Here is a 13,827-nt window from a genome sequence, read left to right as displayed (position 1 = left end):
CTGCGCGCCATGTCTTCAATGGCGAAAGCAGCTTAGGCCGCCAGCCGCATTTCGGCGAGCCTCACCCAATAGGAAATGCCGTGCGGGATTGCCTCATCGTTGAAGTCATAGGCCGGGTTATGCAGACCGGCGGTATCGCCATTGCCGATGAAGACGAAGGCGCCCGGACGGGCCAGCAGCATGTAGGAAAAGTCCTCGCCACCCATCATCGGATCGAGATCGCCCGATACCTGATTCTCGCCCGCGATGTTTGCCGCCGCCGAAAGCGCATGGCCGGTTTCTTCGCGGTGGTTGACCGTGACCGGATAGTTGCGGGCATAGGAGACCTTGACCTTGGCGCCATAGGCGGCGCCCAAGTTCTCGGAAATCTGCTTGATCCGTTGTTCGGCAATGTCGCGCATTTCCGGCATCAGCGTGCGCACGGTACCGGCAAGGATGGCCTGCTCTGGAATGATGTTATGGGCAAAGCCCGCGTTGAATTTGGTGACCGAGACCACGACTGAAGCCAGGGGATCGGCGGTGCGCGAGGCGATGGTCTGCAGCGCGTTGACGATCTGAGAGCCGATAACGATCGGGTCGATCGTCTTATGCGGTTGAGCGGCGTGGCCGCCGCGGCCATCGATGGTGATGTTGAATTCATCGGTCGAGGCCATGATCGGGCCGACACGGCTGCCGAACTGGCCGACCGGCATGCCCGGCATGTTGTGCATGCCGTAGACTTCCTCGATGGCGAACCGCTCCATCATGCCGTCCTTGACCATCTCGTGGCCACCGGCGCCGCCTTCTTCGGCCGGCTGGAAGATCACCGCGACCGCGCCTTTGAAATTGCGTGTCTCTGCGAGGTATTTTGCAGCGCCGAGCAGCATGGCGGTATGGCCGTCATGGCCGCAGGCGTGCATCTTGCCCGCCGTGGTCGAAGCCCATGGCTTGCCGCTGGTTTCGGTCATCGGCAGCGCATCCATGTCGGCGCGCATGCCGATGGTGCGGCCTTCGCCGAGATTGCCCTTGATCAGGCCGACGACGCCGGTGCGGCCAAGGCCGGTCACGACTTCGTCAACGCCGAATTCGCGCAATTTATTTTCGACGAAAGCTGCCGTATTTTCGACGGCGAACAGCAGTTCCGGCTTGGTGTGAAGATGGCGGCGCCATTCAGTGACTTCGGTCTGGAGCTCTGCTGCGCGGTTCAGAATAGGCATTTTGGCTTCCTGTGGGTCCATTGCGGGCATGGGATACGGGATATTCGGCATCGGCACAAAGAATGGTCTTTGCCATCTCCTCGCCATATAGGTTAAATAGCCGGACGATACGAGGCAATTCCCGAAATTTCGAGGTTTGATGTGACAACTGGAATTCGCAAGACTGGCGCGTTGAAGTTATTCGCAGTCCTGACGGGCGCCTGCGCGTCGCTGCTTTCTGCCACCCTGCCAAGTGCTGCCAATCCGCAGCTGGTTGTCGATGTCAGTTCGCTGAAGGTCTACGAGCAGCGGGAAATTTACCAGAAATGGTATCCGGCCTCGCTGACCAAGCTGATGACCGCCTACACGACTTTCCGCGCCCTGAAATCCGGCCAGCTGACGCTCGAAACCCCGGTGGTGATGAGCAAAAACGCCGCGGGCGAACCGCCGAGCAAGATGTTCTACAAGCCCGGACAGGCCGTCACGCTCGACAGCGCATTGAAGATGATGCTGATCAAGTCGGCCAACGATATTGCGGTCGCGATCGGCGAGACAGTCGCCGGCTCGGAGCCCGCCTTCGTCAACCAGATGAACGCCGAAGCCAAGCGGATCGGCATGACCTCGTCGCATTTCATCAACCCGAACGGATTGCCGGGTGCCGGTCAGTATACGACGGCGCGGGACCTTGCGGTTCTGGCGATCACCATCAAGCGCGAGTTTCCGGAATACGCGCCGTATTTCGCCTATGAGGGTTTTACCACCGGCAAGAAGAATTATCCCAACTTCAACATGCTGATCGGCCGCTTCGATGGTGCCGATGGCATGAAGACCGGGTTCATTTGCGCTTCGGGCTTCAATCAGGTTTCTTCCGCCACGCGCAATGGCCGTGCGGTCGTCTCTGTCGTTCTCGGAGCAGACAGTCTTGGCGGGCGGGCGGACGAGTCGGCGCGACTGCTTCAACTCGGTTTGACCTCGAGCGGCGGCGGCAAGCCGGGCCTTGGCCAGATCGCGCCCTATGGCGAGACCCGCGACATGGTCGCCGATGTCAGCAAGGAAATCTGCAATCCGAAGGCTGCCAAGGTGCGTTCGGAAAACCGTGACGAAGGTGGCCGGCAGAAATTGCTGTCGCCCTATATCCACGAGATCAACCGTCCGCTGAACCTTGTTGCCGCCGGGCTTATCCCGGGCACCGAGAAGGCGGCTGACGTCAAGGGCAAGGCACAGACGGAGGCCGCCCAGGGCGATGTCGCCAATGTGCCGGTCCCGGTTCCGCGTCCCGTCTTCTGAGCATCCCGCATACTGATCGGATAAATCCATGAGCCCTGTTTTGAACGCCGTGCCGGTGTCGATCCTCACCGGTTTTCTTGGTGCGGGAAAGACCTCGCTGCTCAACCGGCTGCTGAAGGATCCTGATCTCACCGATACCGCCGTGATCATCAATGAATTCGGCGACGTTTCGCTGGATCACCTTCTCGTCGAGGCATCGAGCGACGGGATCATCGAGCTGTCGGATGGCTGCCTGTGTTGCACCGTGCGTGGCGAACTGGTCGATACGCTGGCCGATCTGATGGACCGGATGCAGACCGGCAAGATCAAGCCGTTGAAGCGCGTCGTTATCGAGACCACCGGTCTTGCCGATCCGGCGCCGGTGCTGCAGTCGGTGATGGGCAATCCGGTCATCGCCCAGAGCTTCCGGCTCGATGGCGTCGTTACCGTCGTCGATGCGGCCAATGGTCTGTCGACGCTCGATCATCACGAAGAGGCGGTCAAGCAGGTAGCGATGGCCGACCGGCTGGTGATCAGCAAGATGCAGCTTGCGACGCCGGATGCGGTGATCACGCTGAAGGCGCGGTTGCGAGCGCTCAATCCACGCGCGCCGATGATCGATGGCGATCTGCCTGAAGCGGGCAAAGCCGAACTCTTTCATTGCGGGCTCTACGACCCGGCAACCAAGATCGCCGATGTTGGACGCTGGCTGCAGGATGAGGCGGTGGCAGACCACGATCACCATCATGATCACCATGACCATTGTGGCCATGAAAACTGCGGTCATGACCATCATCACGATCACCACCACCATGATGAAAACCGGCATGGCGCCGATATCCGCTCGTTCAGCCTCGTGCATGACCGGCCGATCGATCCGATGGCGCTGGAAATGTTCGTCGACCTCCTGCGCTCCGCCCATGGTGAAAAGCTGTTGCGGATGAAGGCGATCGTTTCGATGTCGGACAATCCGGACAGGCCGCTGATCCTGCACGGCGTACAGACGGTGTTTCATACGCCGCAGCGCATGGCGGCCTGGCCCGACCCGTCCGACAGGCGCACCCGCATGGTGCTGATCACCAAGGACCTGCCGGAAGCGTTCGTGCGCGATCTCTTCGACGCCTTCACCGGCAAGCCGCGTATCGACCGGCCGGACCGGCAGGCGCTGGAAGACAATCCGCTCGCGGTGCCCGGGCTCAGGATGTAACACACCGGCAAGGGGCTGGCATGTTTCTCGAGGCGGGCGAAGTCATCGGCAACATGCGGGCGCCAGCCTCTGCTGCCAGCCGCCCCGGCGGCTGGAGTGTCAGCGCCTCTCTTGGCTTCCACCTGCTGATCGGGCTTGCTCTCCTTCTCGCGGTAGCGCCGCGCCCGCAGGGGCCTTCATCGGAAGAGAGCGTCAGTGTCGATGTTCTGACGCCGCAACAGTTTGAAGCCGCAAGCAGGGCGCCGGTTGCCGAGGCACAAATCCCGGCTGAGCCCTTGCCTCAGCTCGTGGACGATGCGTCGTCTCAGCCATCAACCGAAAGCCCCGCGCCAGATTTTGCCAAGCTGCCGACGGACCGGCCACCTGCGCAAGCACCCGTCATGGTTCAGGCAACACATCTGCGGTCGGCAAAGGTTCTGGCCGATCCGCGCAGCGCCAAGGCGCGCAAGACGCTTGGGCAATTGGCACCGTCCGAGCGCATCGTCCAGCTCTGCAATATCGAAGCGATGGAACAGGTCCATCTCTGGGAAGCGGCGCTGAAACCGGATTTTCTGGTTGCCTATGCGATGGCGGATACCGAATTTTCCGGACAAAAGCTGACGGCCCATGGCGGCGCGTTTCGCAGCAAAGGCCGTTGGTATAATATCGGCTTCAACTGCGAGGTGACCCCGGACCTGAAGCAGGTCGTGTCGTTTGCCTTTGCCGTTGGCAGCGAGATTCCGAAAGGCGACTGGGCCGAACACAACCTGTTGGCTGACGATGGCCCTGCGGATTAGCCGGCGCGAACGGCTCCACGGCCGCAGGCGGCAGCGCGGCCGAGAAAGAACGCTTTTTCACGAGCATTGCGGGTAAGATTTGCCGCCCGCTCGAATTCGACCCTGGCTTCATCCAGCCGCCCGGCGCGAAAGAGGAAATCGCCTCGTGCTGCCGGCAGGGGAGCATAGGCGTGCAAGCCCGCTGCGGGATCGATTTCATCGAGGCGCGCGAGGCCTGTTTCCGGTCCGAAAGCCATGCAGTGTGCGATCGCCCGATTGAGGTCGACCACCGGAGACGGCATGATTTCGCGCAGCGTGTCGTAGAGCCCGGCGATTTTCTGCCAGTCCGTGTCCTCCGCCTTGCGGGCGCGGGCGTGGCAAGCCGCCAGCGCCGCCTGCAGGGCATAGGGACCGTTGGCGCCGCCGAGTGCTTCGGCGCGCTCAAGGGCAGCAAGCCCGCGGCGGATCAGCAACTGATCCCAATGGGCGCGGTTCTGCTCTGTCAGCAGGATCGGTGAACCGTCCGGGGCGGTGCGGGCGTTGAGGCGGGAAGCCTGGATTTCCATCAGCGAGAGCAGGCCCAGCACTTCCGGCTCGCCCGGCAGCAAGCCGGCGAGGATACGGCCGAGACGCTGGGCTTCGGCGCACAGGGCAGGACGGATCAGGTCCTCGCCGGTGGTAGCCGCATAGCCCTCGTTGAAGATCAGGTAGATCACCTCCAGAACCGATGACAGGCGTTCCCTGCGTTCAGGCCCGCGCGGCACGCCGTAGGTCAGGCCGGCATTGCCGAGTGTCTTCTTGGCCCGCACGATCCGCTGGGCGATGGTCGCTTCATTGGAGAGAAAGGCGCGGGCGATCTCGTCGGTTGTCAGGCCGCCGATCAGCCGCAAGGTGAGTGCTGCACGCGCTTCCGCCGACAGGACGGGGTGGCAGGCCGTGAAGATCAGCCCCAGCAGTTCGTCACCGAGATCGTCGTCCAGTGCAGCTTCCACATCCTCGACGCTGGTATCGCGTTCGTCTTCGAGGTCGCGGCCGATTTCGGCATGTTTGCGGGTGAGCATCTTCTTGTGCCGAAAGCCATCAATGGCCCGCCGCTTGGCCGCTGCCATCAGCCAGGCGCCCGGATTTTTGGGGACACCGGTTTTCGGCCATTCGGACAGGGCGATCACCAGCGCGTCCTGCGCCAGTTCTTCGGCAAGGCCGACATCCCTGACCATCCGGGCCAAGCCGCCGATCAATCTGGCCTGCTCGATCCGGAAAACAGTCTCTATCGCGTGATGCGTTTCGTTTACTGCCATGCATCCCGCTTAGGCGAGGAGCAAGGCCTGCGTCAAGCGGGGGGGGGCGGCTTGACGCAGCTTGACGGGTTTTAGCGCTTGGCTGCCTTTTCGCGCAGACGTTCTTCCTGCTCGGCCAGTTCCGGCGTAAACGCCTCGCCGAAATCGGCTGCTTCGAACACCTGGCGGATTTCCAGCTCGCTTGGTCCAAGCATCGGGTTCGGGCAACGCTTGGCCCATTCGATGGCTTCCGCCATGTCTTTGACTTCCCAGAGCCAGAAACCGGCGATCAGCTCGCGGGTTTCGGCAAAAGGGCCGTCGATAACGGTACGGCTTGGCCCATCGAAGGCGATCCGCTTGCCCTTGACCGAGGGATGCAGGCCTTCTCCGGCCATCATGATGCCGGCGTTGACCAGTTCCTCGTTGTATTTACCCATGGCTTCCAAGAGGTCGGTCGTCGGCATGATGCCGTCTTCACTGTCCTTCGTCGCCTTTACAATAACCATGACACGCATCGTATTCTCCCTTGGGTGAAGGACGCCGGATTGGCCTTCCTGATCATACGACGAACGAGTTGTGGTCCGATCGACATCAATTCAAATTTTTTTGAAGAATTTTTCAGAACGCGATCGGCAGGATAGCATGGGGCGGGCCGCCAGACAGGGTTTGAGGCCAAGCGGTAGCGCTCAAGCCTTCTTGCGGATGACGAAACGATGGCCGCCCGCCAGCGTCTCGGATTGCTCCAGGCTGTGGCCGTCTTCATTGCAGAAATGCGGGATGTCGATGATGGCAAGCGGATCGGTCGTCTCGACCGTGATCAGCGTGCCAGGAGCAACGGTCAGCATGCGCTTGCGGGTTCGCAAGACCGGCAAGGGGCATTTCAGCCCCTTGAGGTCATAGACCAGGCTGTCAGGCATCAATTGCCCCAGAGTTTCCAGAACGGACGCTTCTTCGACTGCTCGGCAACGGCCTGCTCGGCGATTGGCGCAACCTCGGTGCTGGCCACTGTCTGTGCGGCAGTTTCCGTGGCCTTTTTCGCCGTTTCGGTGGCGGCGGGCTTTGTCGAGGCTATGACCTGCTGTTGGACGACAGGTTGCTGAACGGCAACGTTGGCGGCCGTCACGGCTGCAGGCTGAGATGTCTGGGCGCCATTGCCGCCCTTTGCAAACAGGCTGCCCCAGAACCCCTTCTTTGCAGGCGCCGGCTCGGCAATTTGCTCGGCCACAGGAGCAGTCTGGATTGTGGCGGCTCCCTGTTTTGCGGCTTCCAACGGTTTCTGCACGGCTTCCGCGCCGTTTGTCCGGGCTGCAGCTACGATTGCCGGTTGCTGGGCCGTATCGACAGGTGCGGCAGCGGCTGGCTGCAGCTGTTGCGCGTTATCAGCGCTTTTGGAGAACAGGCCTCCCCAGAAACCCTTCTTGGCCGCCGCCTGTCCGACAGATGCCGTCTCAACCGGGCGCGGCAACGGGTTCTCGGCCGGTACTGGCACGCTCTTGCCGCCGCGGGTGGATTTTGCGAGCTCGGCCTGCTGGATTTCGATCGCCTTCTTGGCTTCTTCCAGTTCGGCCCGGCGGGCTTCCTGCTTTTCGAGATCGGCAACCTTCATCAGCTTGCCGGCGTCGAGCGAGGTACCGGTCGGTGCGTAAGCCAGTTCCTTGCCGACACGCTGCTTGGCGACGATCGCCTTGCGCTCGGCCTCAGTGGGCTCATACCAGACCAGACCGTCAAGCTTCTTCGTCGCCTTGGCGTAGTCGTCGTTGTATTTCTTGTTGTAGCTCGCCAGTGCGCCCTGCATTGCCGCTGGCGTCGACAGCGCCGGGCATTGACCGGTCGGCGAGAATTTACCGTCGGTCTGCTGGTTGAAGACGTATTTCTTCTCGCAGATGTTGACTTCCGGCGGCCGCTTGGTGATCTCGAACTGGTCATAGCCGGGCTTCAGCATGTTCCAGAAGTCGATGTTCGGACTGTTCTTGTGGCGCGCCATGTTCTCCGCAGTCATGCGGAAGGGCAGGGCCTGCAGCTGGATTGCCTGCTGGCCGCCCTTGTAGGCGTCACGCGATAGCGCAAAGATTTCCTGCATCTGCTCGTCGGTCATCGAGTAGCAGCCGGACGAGGAGCAGGCGCCGTGGATCATCAGATTGGTGCCGTAGCGGCCGTTGGCCTGGTCGTAACGGTTGGGGAAGCCGGTATTGATCGCGAGGTAATAGCTGGAATTCGGGTTCATCTGACCGGGGGAGATCGGATAGAACCCTTCTGGCGCCTGACGGTCGCCTTCCTTGACCTTGGGGCCGAGCTTGCCGGACCAGGCGCAGATCTTGTATTGGCGCAGCATCTCGAAACGGTTGGACGTATTGGCCTTCCAGACTTCGAGAACGCCTTCTTCCTTGAAGATGCGCAGCATGATCGGCGAGTCCTTCGCCATGCTCATTGCCTGCATCTTCTGGACGATCTTGCCGGAGAGCTGGTAATTGACCTTGCTGGAAACCTTCTTCAGGTCGACGTCGACTGTGTCCATCGCCTCATTGGCGGTGCAGCTCGCGAGCAGCGCAGCGATGGCGGCTGTGGCAACAAGATGTGTCAAACGCATCGGCATAGGTCCATCAAGAAAATTGTCGAACGTGGCGTTCCCGCTTCGGCAGTCCACAGGGAATCAATATTCCCTTATACTTCACAAAATATTAACCCTAGAAAAGCGCCTTACCGCAAGCGTTCCAGAGCGCACGAATATGGCCAAGGTTGGACCGCGCGCTCCGTTTTCACTCTGGACTGTCCAAAACCGGCAAATGTGATTAGAGCTGACGCCCGATGGCCAGGTATTTCTGGCGGCGGTCGGAGCGCAGCTGGTCGCCCGTGCGGCCCGAAAGCTCCTTGAGTGCGTCGGCGATGACCGTGCCGGTCTTCTCGATCACGGCATCGGGATCACGATGTGCGCCGCCGACCGGTTCGCCGATGATACCGTCGATGATGCCCAGCGACTTCAGGTCCTCGGCGGTGATCTTCATGTTGGTCGCAGCTTCCTTGGCACGCGTCGAGTCGCGCCAGAGGATAGAGGCAGCGCCTTCCGGCGAGATCACGCTGTAGATCGAATGCTCCAGCATATAGACGCGGCTGCCGGTGGCAATGGCAATCGCCCCGCCGGAACCGCCTTCGCCGATGACGACGGAGACGATCGGAACGCGCATGTTGAGGCACATTTCCGTCGAACGGGCGATAGCTTCCGCCTGGCCGCGCTCTTCGGCGCCGATTCCGGGATAGGCGCCGGCGGTGTCGATCAGGGTGATCAGCGGCAGGCCGAAACGGTCCGCCATTTCCATGACGCGGATCGCCTTGCGGTAACCTTCGGGACGGGCGCTACCAAAATTGTGCTTGATGCGCGACTTGGTGTCGTTGCCCTTTTCCTGGCCAATGACCGCGACAGGGGTGCCACGGAAGCGCGCCAGACCAGCCTGGATCGCCTCGTCATTGGCAAATTTCCGATCGCCGGCGAGCGGCGTGAATTCGGTGAACAGATTGGCGGCATATTCCTGGAAGTGCGGGCGCTGCGGATGGCGCGCAACCTGCGTCTTCTGCCAGGGGTTCAGCTTGGAATAGATTTCGGCCATCGCCTCGCGGGCGCGGACTTCCAGACGCTCGACCTCGTCGGCCGTGTCGATGCTCTCGTCCTCGCTGGCAATCTTCTTCAGCTCGTGAATCTTGCCTTCGAGATCGGAGATTGGTTTTTCGAAATCGAGATAATTGTGCATGTGATGCGTTTCCGATCATATTGCGTCAGTGGCTTCGGACATGACGATCCCGTCGTCCCTGCCAAGGGTTCTGGCGCTCCTAATCCTGTTTTTTCGCCTGTTTGGCAAGAGGGTGATGGTTCTGGACCAGCTGATGCAGCCGTTCTTCCAGTACATGTGTATAGATTTGTGTCGTTGAAATGTCCGAATGCCCGAGAAGTTCCTGCACGGCGCGAAGGTCGGCGCCATTGGCCAGAAGATGGCTGGCAAAGGCATGGCGCAGCACATGCGGCGAGATCGCTGCAACGCGGATGCCGGCGCGGGCGGCGAGATCCTTGAGGTCGCGGGCAAAAACCTGACGCGGCAGATATCCCGCCTTGCCGGAGGAGGGGAACAGCCACGGGCTTTCCGGCGGTGGGGTTTCCTGGGCGGCATTGTTGCTGGCCATCGCCGCGCCATAGGCCTGCATCGCCCGGATCGCCGCATGCGACAGCGGTACCATGCGCTCCTTGTTGCCTTTGCCGCGCACGACAAGAAAACGTCCATTCTGGGCAAGCACCGAGGCTGGCAGCGAAACCAGTTCGCTGACGCGCATGCCGGTGGCATAGAGCAGCTCGATCAGGGCGTGCATGCGCAGGCGGGCAACAGGATCGTTGCCGCCTTGCGCTGCTTCCTGCTCCGCTTGGCCGATCAGCTTTGAAACATCGTCGATGCTCAGCACCTTCGGCAGCGACCGGGCTTTTTTCGGTGCGTCGAGAACGCCGGTCGGATCGTCGGTGCGCAGCCCCTCGGCATAGAGAAATTTGTAGAACTGCCGCAATGCCGACAGCCGGCGTGCCTGCGACGAGGCCTTGAACCCCTGCTGGGCCAGATGCTGGAGATAGGCACGCAGGTCTTCGGAGGCGGCATCCGTCGGCTTGACGCCGCGCTGCTTGAGGAAGGAATAGGCGTCTTCCAGATCCCGCTCATAGGAGATCAGAGTGTTGTTTGCGGCGCCCCGCTCGGCACTCATCATCTCCAGGAAGGATTCCATATGGGCGGCTGAGAGATCGATCATTGCGGTTTGTTGACCCGCTCGGAAGGGATGCGGATGGTCACGTCGCGCTCCACCGGATTGACGAAGGTTACCAGCGCGATCATCGTTCCATAGATCACGCCGGCGATCAGGGCGCAGATGAACAGGAACCGGAACAGGCTGGGCATTTTCAACTCCTAGGGTCAGGGGTCTATATGACCATGCCTGTTTGCAAGTGCAAGAACCGCTGTATCGCACCGGATTCCGGTTGCCTTGTATGCCGTGAAGTCTTGACGCTTCCGGCTGATTTGTCGATACCGGAACGGAACGGGGAAATTGAAACTGCATGAGCGACGTGATTGAACCGGTTTCCGAAGCGCTGATCGAGCGGGCGAAGGCCGCGCTCGGGCGACGAAACCTCGTCTTCGTCGGTCTGATGGGGGCCGGAAAATCGGCGATCGGCCGGATGACCGCGTCGGCGCTCGGGGTTCCCTTCGTCGATTCCGATCATGAGATCGAGCGCGTGTCGCGCATGACCATCAGCGAACTGTTCGCAGCCTATGGCGAGGACGAGTTTCGTGCGCTGGAGGCCCGCGTCATCAAGCGGCTGCTGAACACCGGCCCGCGCATCGTCTCCACCGGCGGCGGCGCCTATATCAACGAGCGCACCCGCAAGCATATAAAGCGGCACGGCCTGTCTGTCTGGCTCAATGCCGAACTCGACGTTCTGTGGGAGCGCGTCAACAAGCGCGACACCCGCCCGCTGCTGAAAACTGAAAACCCCAAGCAGACGCTCGAAAACCTCATGCACGCCCGCTATCCGATCTATGCACAGGCGGATCTGACCGTGCTGTCCCGTGATGTGAAGAAAGAGGTGATGGTGGAAGAGGTTCTCGCCGCTCTTGCCGCCATGCCGAAGAAGTGAAGCCATGACCACTGCCAGCCTGTCCGCCGCCCGTAAAACCGTTCGCGTCAACCTGGGCGACCGTTCCTATGATATTCTGATCGGCCCCGGCCTGATCGCCACCGCCGCGGACGAGATCGCCGGCCGGCTGAAGGGGCGGCGCATGGCTGTGATCACCGACGAGAATGTCGCGCCGCTCTATCTCGAGCCGCTGATGGATAGCCTGAAGGAAAAGGGCATCACGGCCGTGTCGCTGGTTTTGCCGGCGGGTGAAAAGACCAAGAGTTTTGAACATCTGATCCCCGTCTGCGAGGCGATCCTCGGCGCCCGTATCGAGCGCAACGATGCGGTGATCGCGCTCGGTGGCGGCGTCATCGGCGATCTCACCGGTTTTGCCGCCGGGATCGCCCGGCGCGGCTCGCGCTTCATCCAGATCCCGACCTCGCTTCTGGCACAAGTGGATTCCTCCGTCGGCGGCAAGACCGGCATCAACTCGCCGCACGGCAAGAACCTGATCGGGGTCTTCCATCAGCCCGACCTGGTGCTCGCCGATACCGACGTGCTGGATACGCTGAGCGAGCGCGAGTTCAGGGCCGGTTATGCCGAGGTCGCCAAATACGGGCTGATCGACAAGCCGGACTTTTTTATCTGGCTGGAAAACAACTGGCAGGCCGTGTTTGCCGGTGGCGACGCCCGTATCGAGGCGATCGCCATCAGTTGTCAGGCGAAAGCCGATGTGGTTGCGGCCGACGAGCGCGAGAATGGCCGCCGTGCGCTGCTCAATCTCGGGCACACATTCGGGCATGCGCTGGAGGCAGCGACACTGTATGATGGTACGCGCTTGGTGCACGGCGAGGGCGTGGCGATCGGCATGGTGCTGGCGTATCAGTTCTCGGCGCGCATGAATCTGGCAAGCCCGGACGACGCCAAACGTGTGGAAGCGCACCTGAAGACGGTCGGCTTGCCGACGCGCATGGATGAAATCCCTGGCACCCTGCCGCCTGTGGACAAACTGATGGATGCGATTGCCCAGGATAAGAAGGTCAGCGGTGGCAAGCTTACCTTCATCCTGACGCGCGGCATCGGCCAGTCGTTTGTCGCCGATGACGTTCCGGGATCGGAAGTCAGCGCCTTTCTGAAGGAAAAGCATCCGGGATGAGCAACGAGACATTCACACTGTTTCTGGCTGACTACGGTCCGGGCATCCTGATCATTGTCGCGATGATCCTGCTATCGGCGTTCTTTTCGGGCTCGGAGACCGCGCTCACGGCTGCGTCCCGGTCACGCATGCACACGCTGGAGAACAATGGTGATGAGCGCGCTGGACTGGTCAACCGCCTGATCGAGCGCCGCGACAGGCTGATCGGTGTGCTGCTGATCGGCAATAACCTGGCCAATATCCTGTCGTCGTCGATCGCAACCAGTCTGTTCCTGCATTTCTTCGGAGCGTCCGGCGTTGCCTATGCGACGCTGGCGATGACGGTCATTCTGGTCATCTTCGCCGAAGTGTTGCCGAAGAGCTGGGCGATCGCATCGCCGGACCGGTTTGCGCTTGTCGTTGCCCGGGCGGTCGATATCGTCGTTCGCATTGTCGGTCCGGTCTCCAGCCTGGTGAACTGGATCGTCCGGCGCATTCTCGGCCTGTTCGGCATCAACCTGTCTTCGGAAATGCCGATGCTGACGGCGCATGAAGAGTTGCGCGGGGCTGTCGATTTCCTGCATCGCGAAGGGTCCGTCATCAAGGCTGACCGCGACCGGCTTGGTGGCGTTCTTGATCTCGGCGAACTCGAAATCTCCGACATCATGATCCACCGCACGTCGATGCGCGGCATCAATGCCGACGATGCGCCGGAAGTGGCGGTTCGCGCGGTGCTGGAAAGCCCCTACACCCGTATGCCGGTCTGGCGCGGATCGACCGACAACATCATTGGTGTCGTGCATGCCAAGGATCTGTTGCGGGCCCTGGCTGAACCGGATGTCGAGCCGGAAAATCTCGATATTGTCCGGATTGCGCAAAAGCCGTGGTTCGTGCCCGAAACCACCAATTTGAAAGAGCAGCTCAATGCCTTCCTGCGCCGCAAGGTGCATTTCGCCATCGTCGTCGATGAATATGGCGAGGTGCAGGGTCTGGTGACGCTGGAGGATATTCTGGAAGAAATCGTCGGTGATATCTCCGACGAGCATGATATCGAAATCCAGGGCGTGCGGCAGGAGGCGGACGGTTCGGTCGTTGTTGATGGCAGCGTGCCGATCCGCGACCTTAACCGCGCACTCGACTGGAACCTTCCGGACGAGGAGGCAACCACGGTGGCTGGTCTTGTGATCCACGAATCCAAAACGATTCCCGAAGAACGGCAGGCGTTCACGTTTTACGGCAAGCGCTTCACCGTGATGAAGCGGGTGAAAAACCGGATCACGCGGCTGCGGATCCGGCCGGCCGATGATGTAACAATGCCCTCGCTCGCGGTGAAGAGCGAAGGCATCGAATGATTGGCAGGCTGCGTTA

At 61.1% G+C, this 13,827-nt stretch carries 14 protein-coding genes; 6 read left to right on the top strand and 8 right to left on the bottom strand.

The window, feature by feature from the left end; genetic code table 11:
- Window positions 1-32: 32 nt before the first annotated feature.
- On the bottom strand, window positions 33-1,196 hold the full coding sequence (locus ASD36_RS22425; protein WP_060506594.1) for a M20 aminoacylase family protein: 1,164 nt from the start codon (window positions 1,194-1,196) through the stop codon (window positions 33-35).
- Between the two features lie 171 nt (window positions 1,197-1,367).
- Here ASD36_RS22425 and ASD36_RS22420 point away from each other — a divergent pair, with 171 nt between their 5' ends.
- The 3 genes from ASD36_RS22420 to ASD36_RS22410 are packed head-to-tail and all read left to right on the top strand — an operon-like array spanning window position 1,368 to window position 4,424.
- On the top strand, window positions 1,368-2,462 hold the full coding sequence (locus ASD36_RS22420) for a D-alanyl-D-alanine carboxypeptidase family protein (RefSeq protein ID WP_082512300.1): 1,095 nt from the start codon (window positions 1,368-1,370) through the stop codon (window positions 2,460-2,462).
- Between the two features lie 28 nt (window positions 2,463-2,490).
- A complete protein-coding gene (locus tag ASD36_RS22415; RefSeq protein WP_060506432.1) occupies window positions 2,491-3,648 on the top strand; it encodes a GTP-binding protein in 1,158 nt (385 codons plus the stop codon).
- Between the two features lie 20 nt (window positions 3,649-3,668).
- Window positions 3,669-4,424, top strand: a complete 756-nt coding sequence (locus ASD36_RS22410; protein WP_060506431.1) for a DUF930 domain-containing protein — start codon at window positions 3,669-3,671, stop codon at window positions 4,422-4,424.
- Here ASD36_RS22410 and ASD36_RS22405 read toward each other — a convergent pair.
- From ASD36_RS22405 to ASD36_RS31055, 7 genes are all read right to left on the bottom strand, one after another.
- Window positions 4,421-5,701 (bottom strand): RNA polymerase sigma factor, encoded by a 1,281-nt coding sequence (locus ASD36_RS22405; protein WP_060506430.1) that lies wholly within the window; start codon window positions 5,699-5,701, stop codon window positions 4,421-4,423. The genes ASD36_RS22410 and ASD36_RS22405 overlap by 4 nt on opposite strands.
- Window positions 5,702-5,772: 71 nt before the next feature.
- The gene (locus ASD36_RS22400) at window positions 5,773-6,195 is read right to left on the bottom strand and encodes a YciI family protein (RefSeq protein WP_060506429.1); all 423 of its coding nucleotides are present in this window, start codon (window positions 6,193-6,195) and stop codon (window positions 5,773-5,775) included.
- A gap of 171 nt (window positions 6,196-6,366) precedes the next feature.
- Window positions 6,367-6,597, bottom strand: coding sequence for a sulfurtransferase TusA family protein (locus ASD36_RS22395; protein WP_060506428.1), 231 nt, complete (start codon window positions 6,595-6,597; stop codon window positions 6,367-6,369).
- Window positions 6,597-8,267 carry a L,D-transpeptidase family protein gene (locus ASD36_RS22390; protein WP_347360140.1) on the bottom strand — a complete coding sequence of 557 codons (1,671 nt, stop codon included), beginning with the start codon at window positions 8,265-8,267 and terminating at the stop codon, window positions 6,597-6,599. Before ASD36_RS22390 ends, ASD36_RS22395 begins: the two co-directional genes overlap by 1 nt.
- A 202-nt stretch (window positions 8,268-8,469) precedes the next feature.
- Window positions 8,470-9,423, bottom strand: a complete 954-nt coding sequence (locus tag ASD36_RS22385) for an acetyl-CoA carboxylase carboxyltransferase subunit alpha (RefSeq protein ID WP_060506426.1) — start codon at window positions 9,421-9,423, stop codon at window positions 8,470-8,472.
- A 79-nt stretch (window positions 9,424-9,502) separates the two neighbouring features.
- Complete coding sequence (gene xerD, locus ASD36_RS22380; protein WP_060506425.1) at window positions 9,503-10,459, bottom strand: site-specific tyrosine recombinase XerD; 957 nt, start codon at window positions 10,457-10,459, stop codon at window positions 9,503-9,505.
- Entirely contained in the window at window positions 10,456-10,605 is a 150-nt protein-coding gene (locus ASD36_RS31055) for a hypothetical protein (protein WP_037099764.1), read from the bottom strand. The genes xerD and ASD36_RS31055 overlap by 4 nt, the downstream gene beginning before the upstream one ends.
- Window positions 10,606-10,763: 158 nt before the next feature.
- Here ASD36_RS31055 and ASD36_RS22375 point away from each other — a divergent pair, with 158 nt between their 5' ends.
- From ASD36_RS22375 to ASD36_RS22365, 3 genes are read left to right on the top strand one after another with little or no spacing between them, the layout of a single operon-like run.
- Window positions 10,764-11,342 (top strand): shikimate kinase, encoded by a 579-nt coding sequence (locus ASD36_RS22375; protein WP_037099760.1) that lies wholly within the window; start codon window positions 10,764-10,766, stop codon window positions 11,340-11,342.
- A 4-nt stretch (window positions 11,343-11,346) separates the two neighbouring features.
- Window positions 11,347-12,480 (top strand): 3-dehydroquinate synthase, encoded by a 1,134-nt coding sequence (gene aroB, locus ASD36_RS22370; RefSeq protein WP_060506424.1) that lies wholly within the window; start codon window positions 11,347-11,349, stop codon window positions 12,478-12,480.
- Window positions 12,477-13,811, top strand: coding sequence for an HlyC/CorC family transporter (locus ASD36_RS22365; RefSeq protein ID WP_060506423.1), 1,335 nt, complete (start codon window positions 12,477-12,479; stop codon window positions 13,809-13,811). Before aroB ends, ASD36_RS22365 begins: the two co-directional genes overlap by 4 nt.
- Window positions 13,812-13,827 lie beyond the last annotated feature (16 nt).

This window comes from Rhizobium sp. Root1334 (assembly GCF_001426665.1).
Taxonomy (GTDB): domain Bacteria; phylum Pseudomonadota; class Alphaproteobacteria; order Rhizobiales; family Rhizobiaceae; genus Pararhizobium.
Note: the sequence above shows the minus strand (reverse complement) of the source record. Positions and strands in the feature narration are given on the sequence as shown.

Bases quoted from the DNA above. Each gene is read 5' to 3' on its own strand.
- ASD36_RS22415 (WP_060506432.1), top strand. From the start codon at position 2,491: ATGAGCCCTGTTTTGAACGCCGTGCCGGTGTCGATCCTCACCGGTTTT.
- ASD36_RS22405 (WP_060506430.1), bottom strand. From the start codon at position 5,701: ATGGCAGTAAACGAAACGCATCACGCGATAGAGACTGTTTTCCGGATC.
- ASD36_RS22385 (WP_060506426.1), bottom strand. From the start codon at position 9,423: ATGCACAATTATCTCGATTTCGAAAAACCAATCTCCGATCTCGAAGGC.
- ASD36_RS22400 (WP_060506429.1), bottom strand. From the start codon at position 6,195: ATGCGTGTCATGGTTATTGTAAAGGCGACGAAGGACAGTGAAGACGGC.
- ASD36_RS22375 (WP_037099760.1), top strand. From the start codon at position 10,764: ATGAGCGACGTGATTGAACCGGTTTCCGAAGCGCTGATCGAGCGGGCG.
- ASD36_RS22410 (WP_060506431.1), top strand. From the start codon at position 3,669: ATGTTTCTCGAGGCGGGCGAAGTCATCGGCAACATGCGGGCGCCAGCC.
- ASD36_RS22425 (WP_060506594.1), bottom strand. From the start codon at position 1,196: ATGCCTATTCTGAACCGCGCAGCAGAGCTCCAGACCGAAGTCACTGAA.
- xerD (WP_060506425.1), bottom strand. From the start codon at position 10,459: ATGATCGATCTCTCAGCCGCCCATATGGAATCCTTCCTGGAGATGATG.
- aroB (WP_060506424.1), top strand. From the start codon at position 11,347: ATGACCACTGCCAGCCTGTCCGCCGCCCGTAAAACCGTTCGCGTCAAC.
- ASD36_RS31055 (WP_037099764.1), bottom strand. From the start codon at position 10,605: ATGCCCAGCCTGTTCCGGTTCCTGTTCATCTGCGCCCTGATCGCCGGC.
- ASD36_RS22365 (WP_060506423.1), top strand. From the start codon at position 12,477: ATGAGCAACGAGACATTCACACTGTTTCTGGCTGACTACGGTCCGGGC.
- ASD36_RS22395 (WP_060506428.1), bottom strand. From the start codon at position 6,597: ATGCCTGACAGCCTGGTCTATGACCTCAAGGGGCTGAAATGCCCCTTG.
- ASD36_RS22390 (WP_347360140.1), bottom strand. From the start codon at position 8,267: ATGCGTTTGACACATCTTGTTGCCACAGCCGCCATCGCTGCGCTGCTC.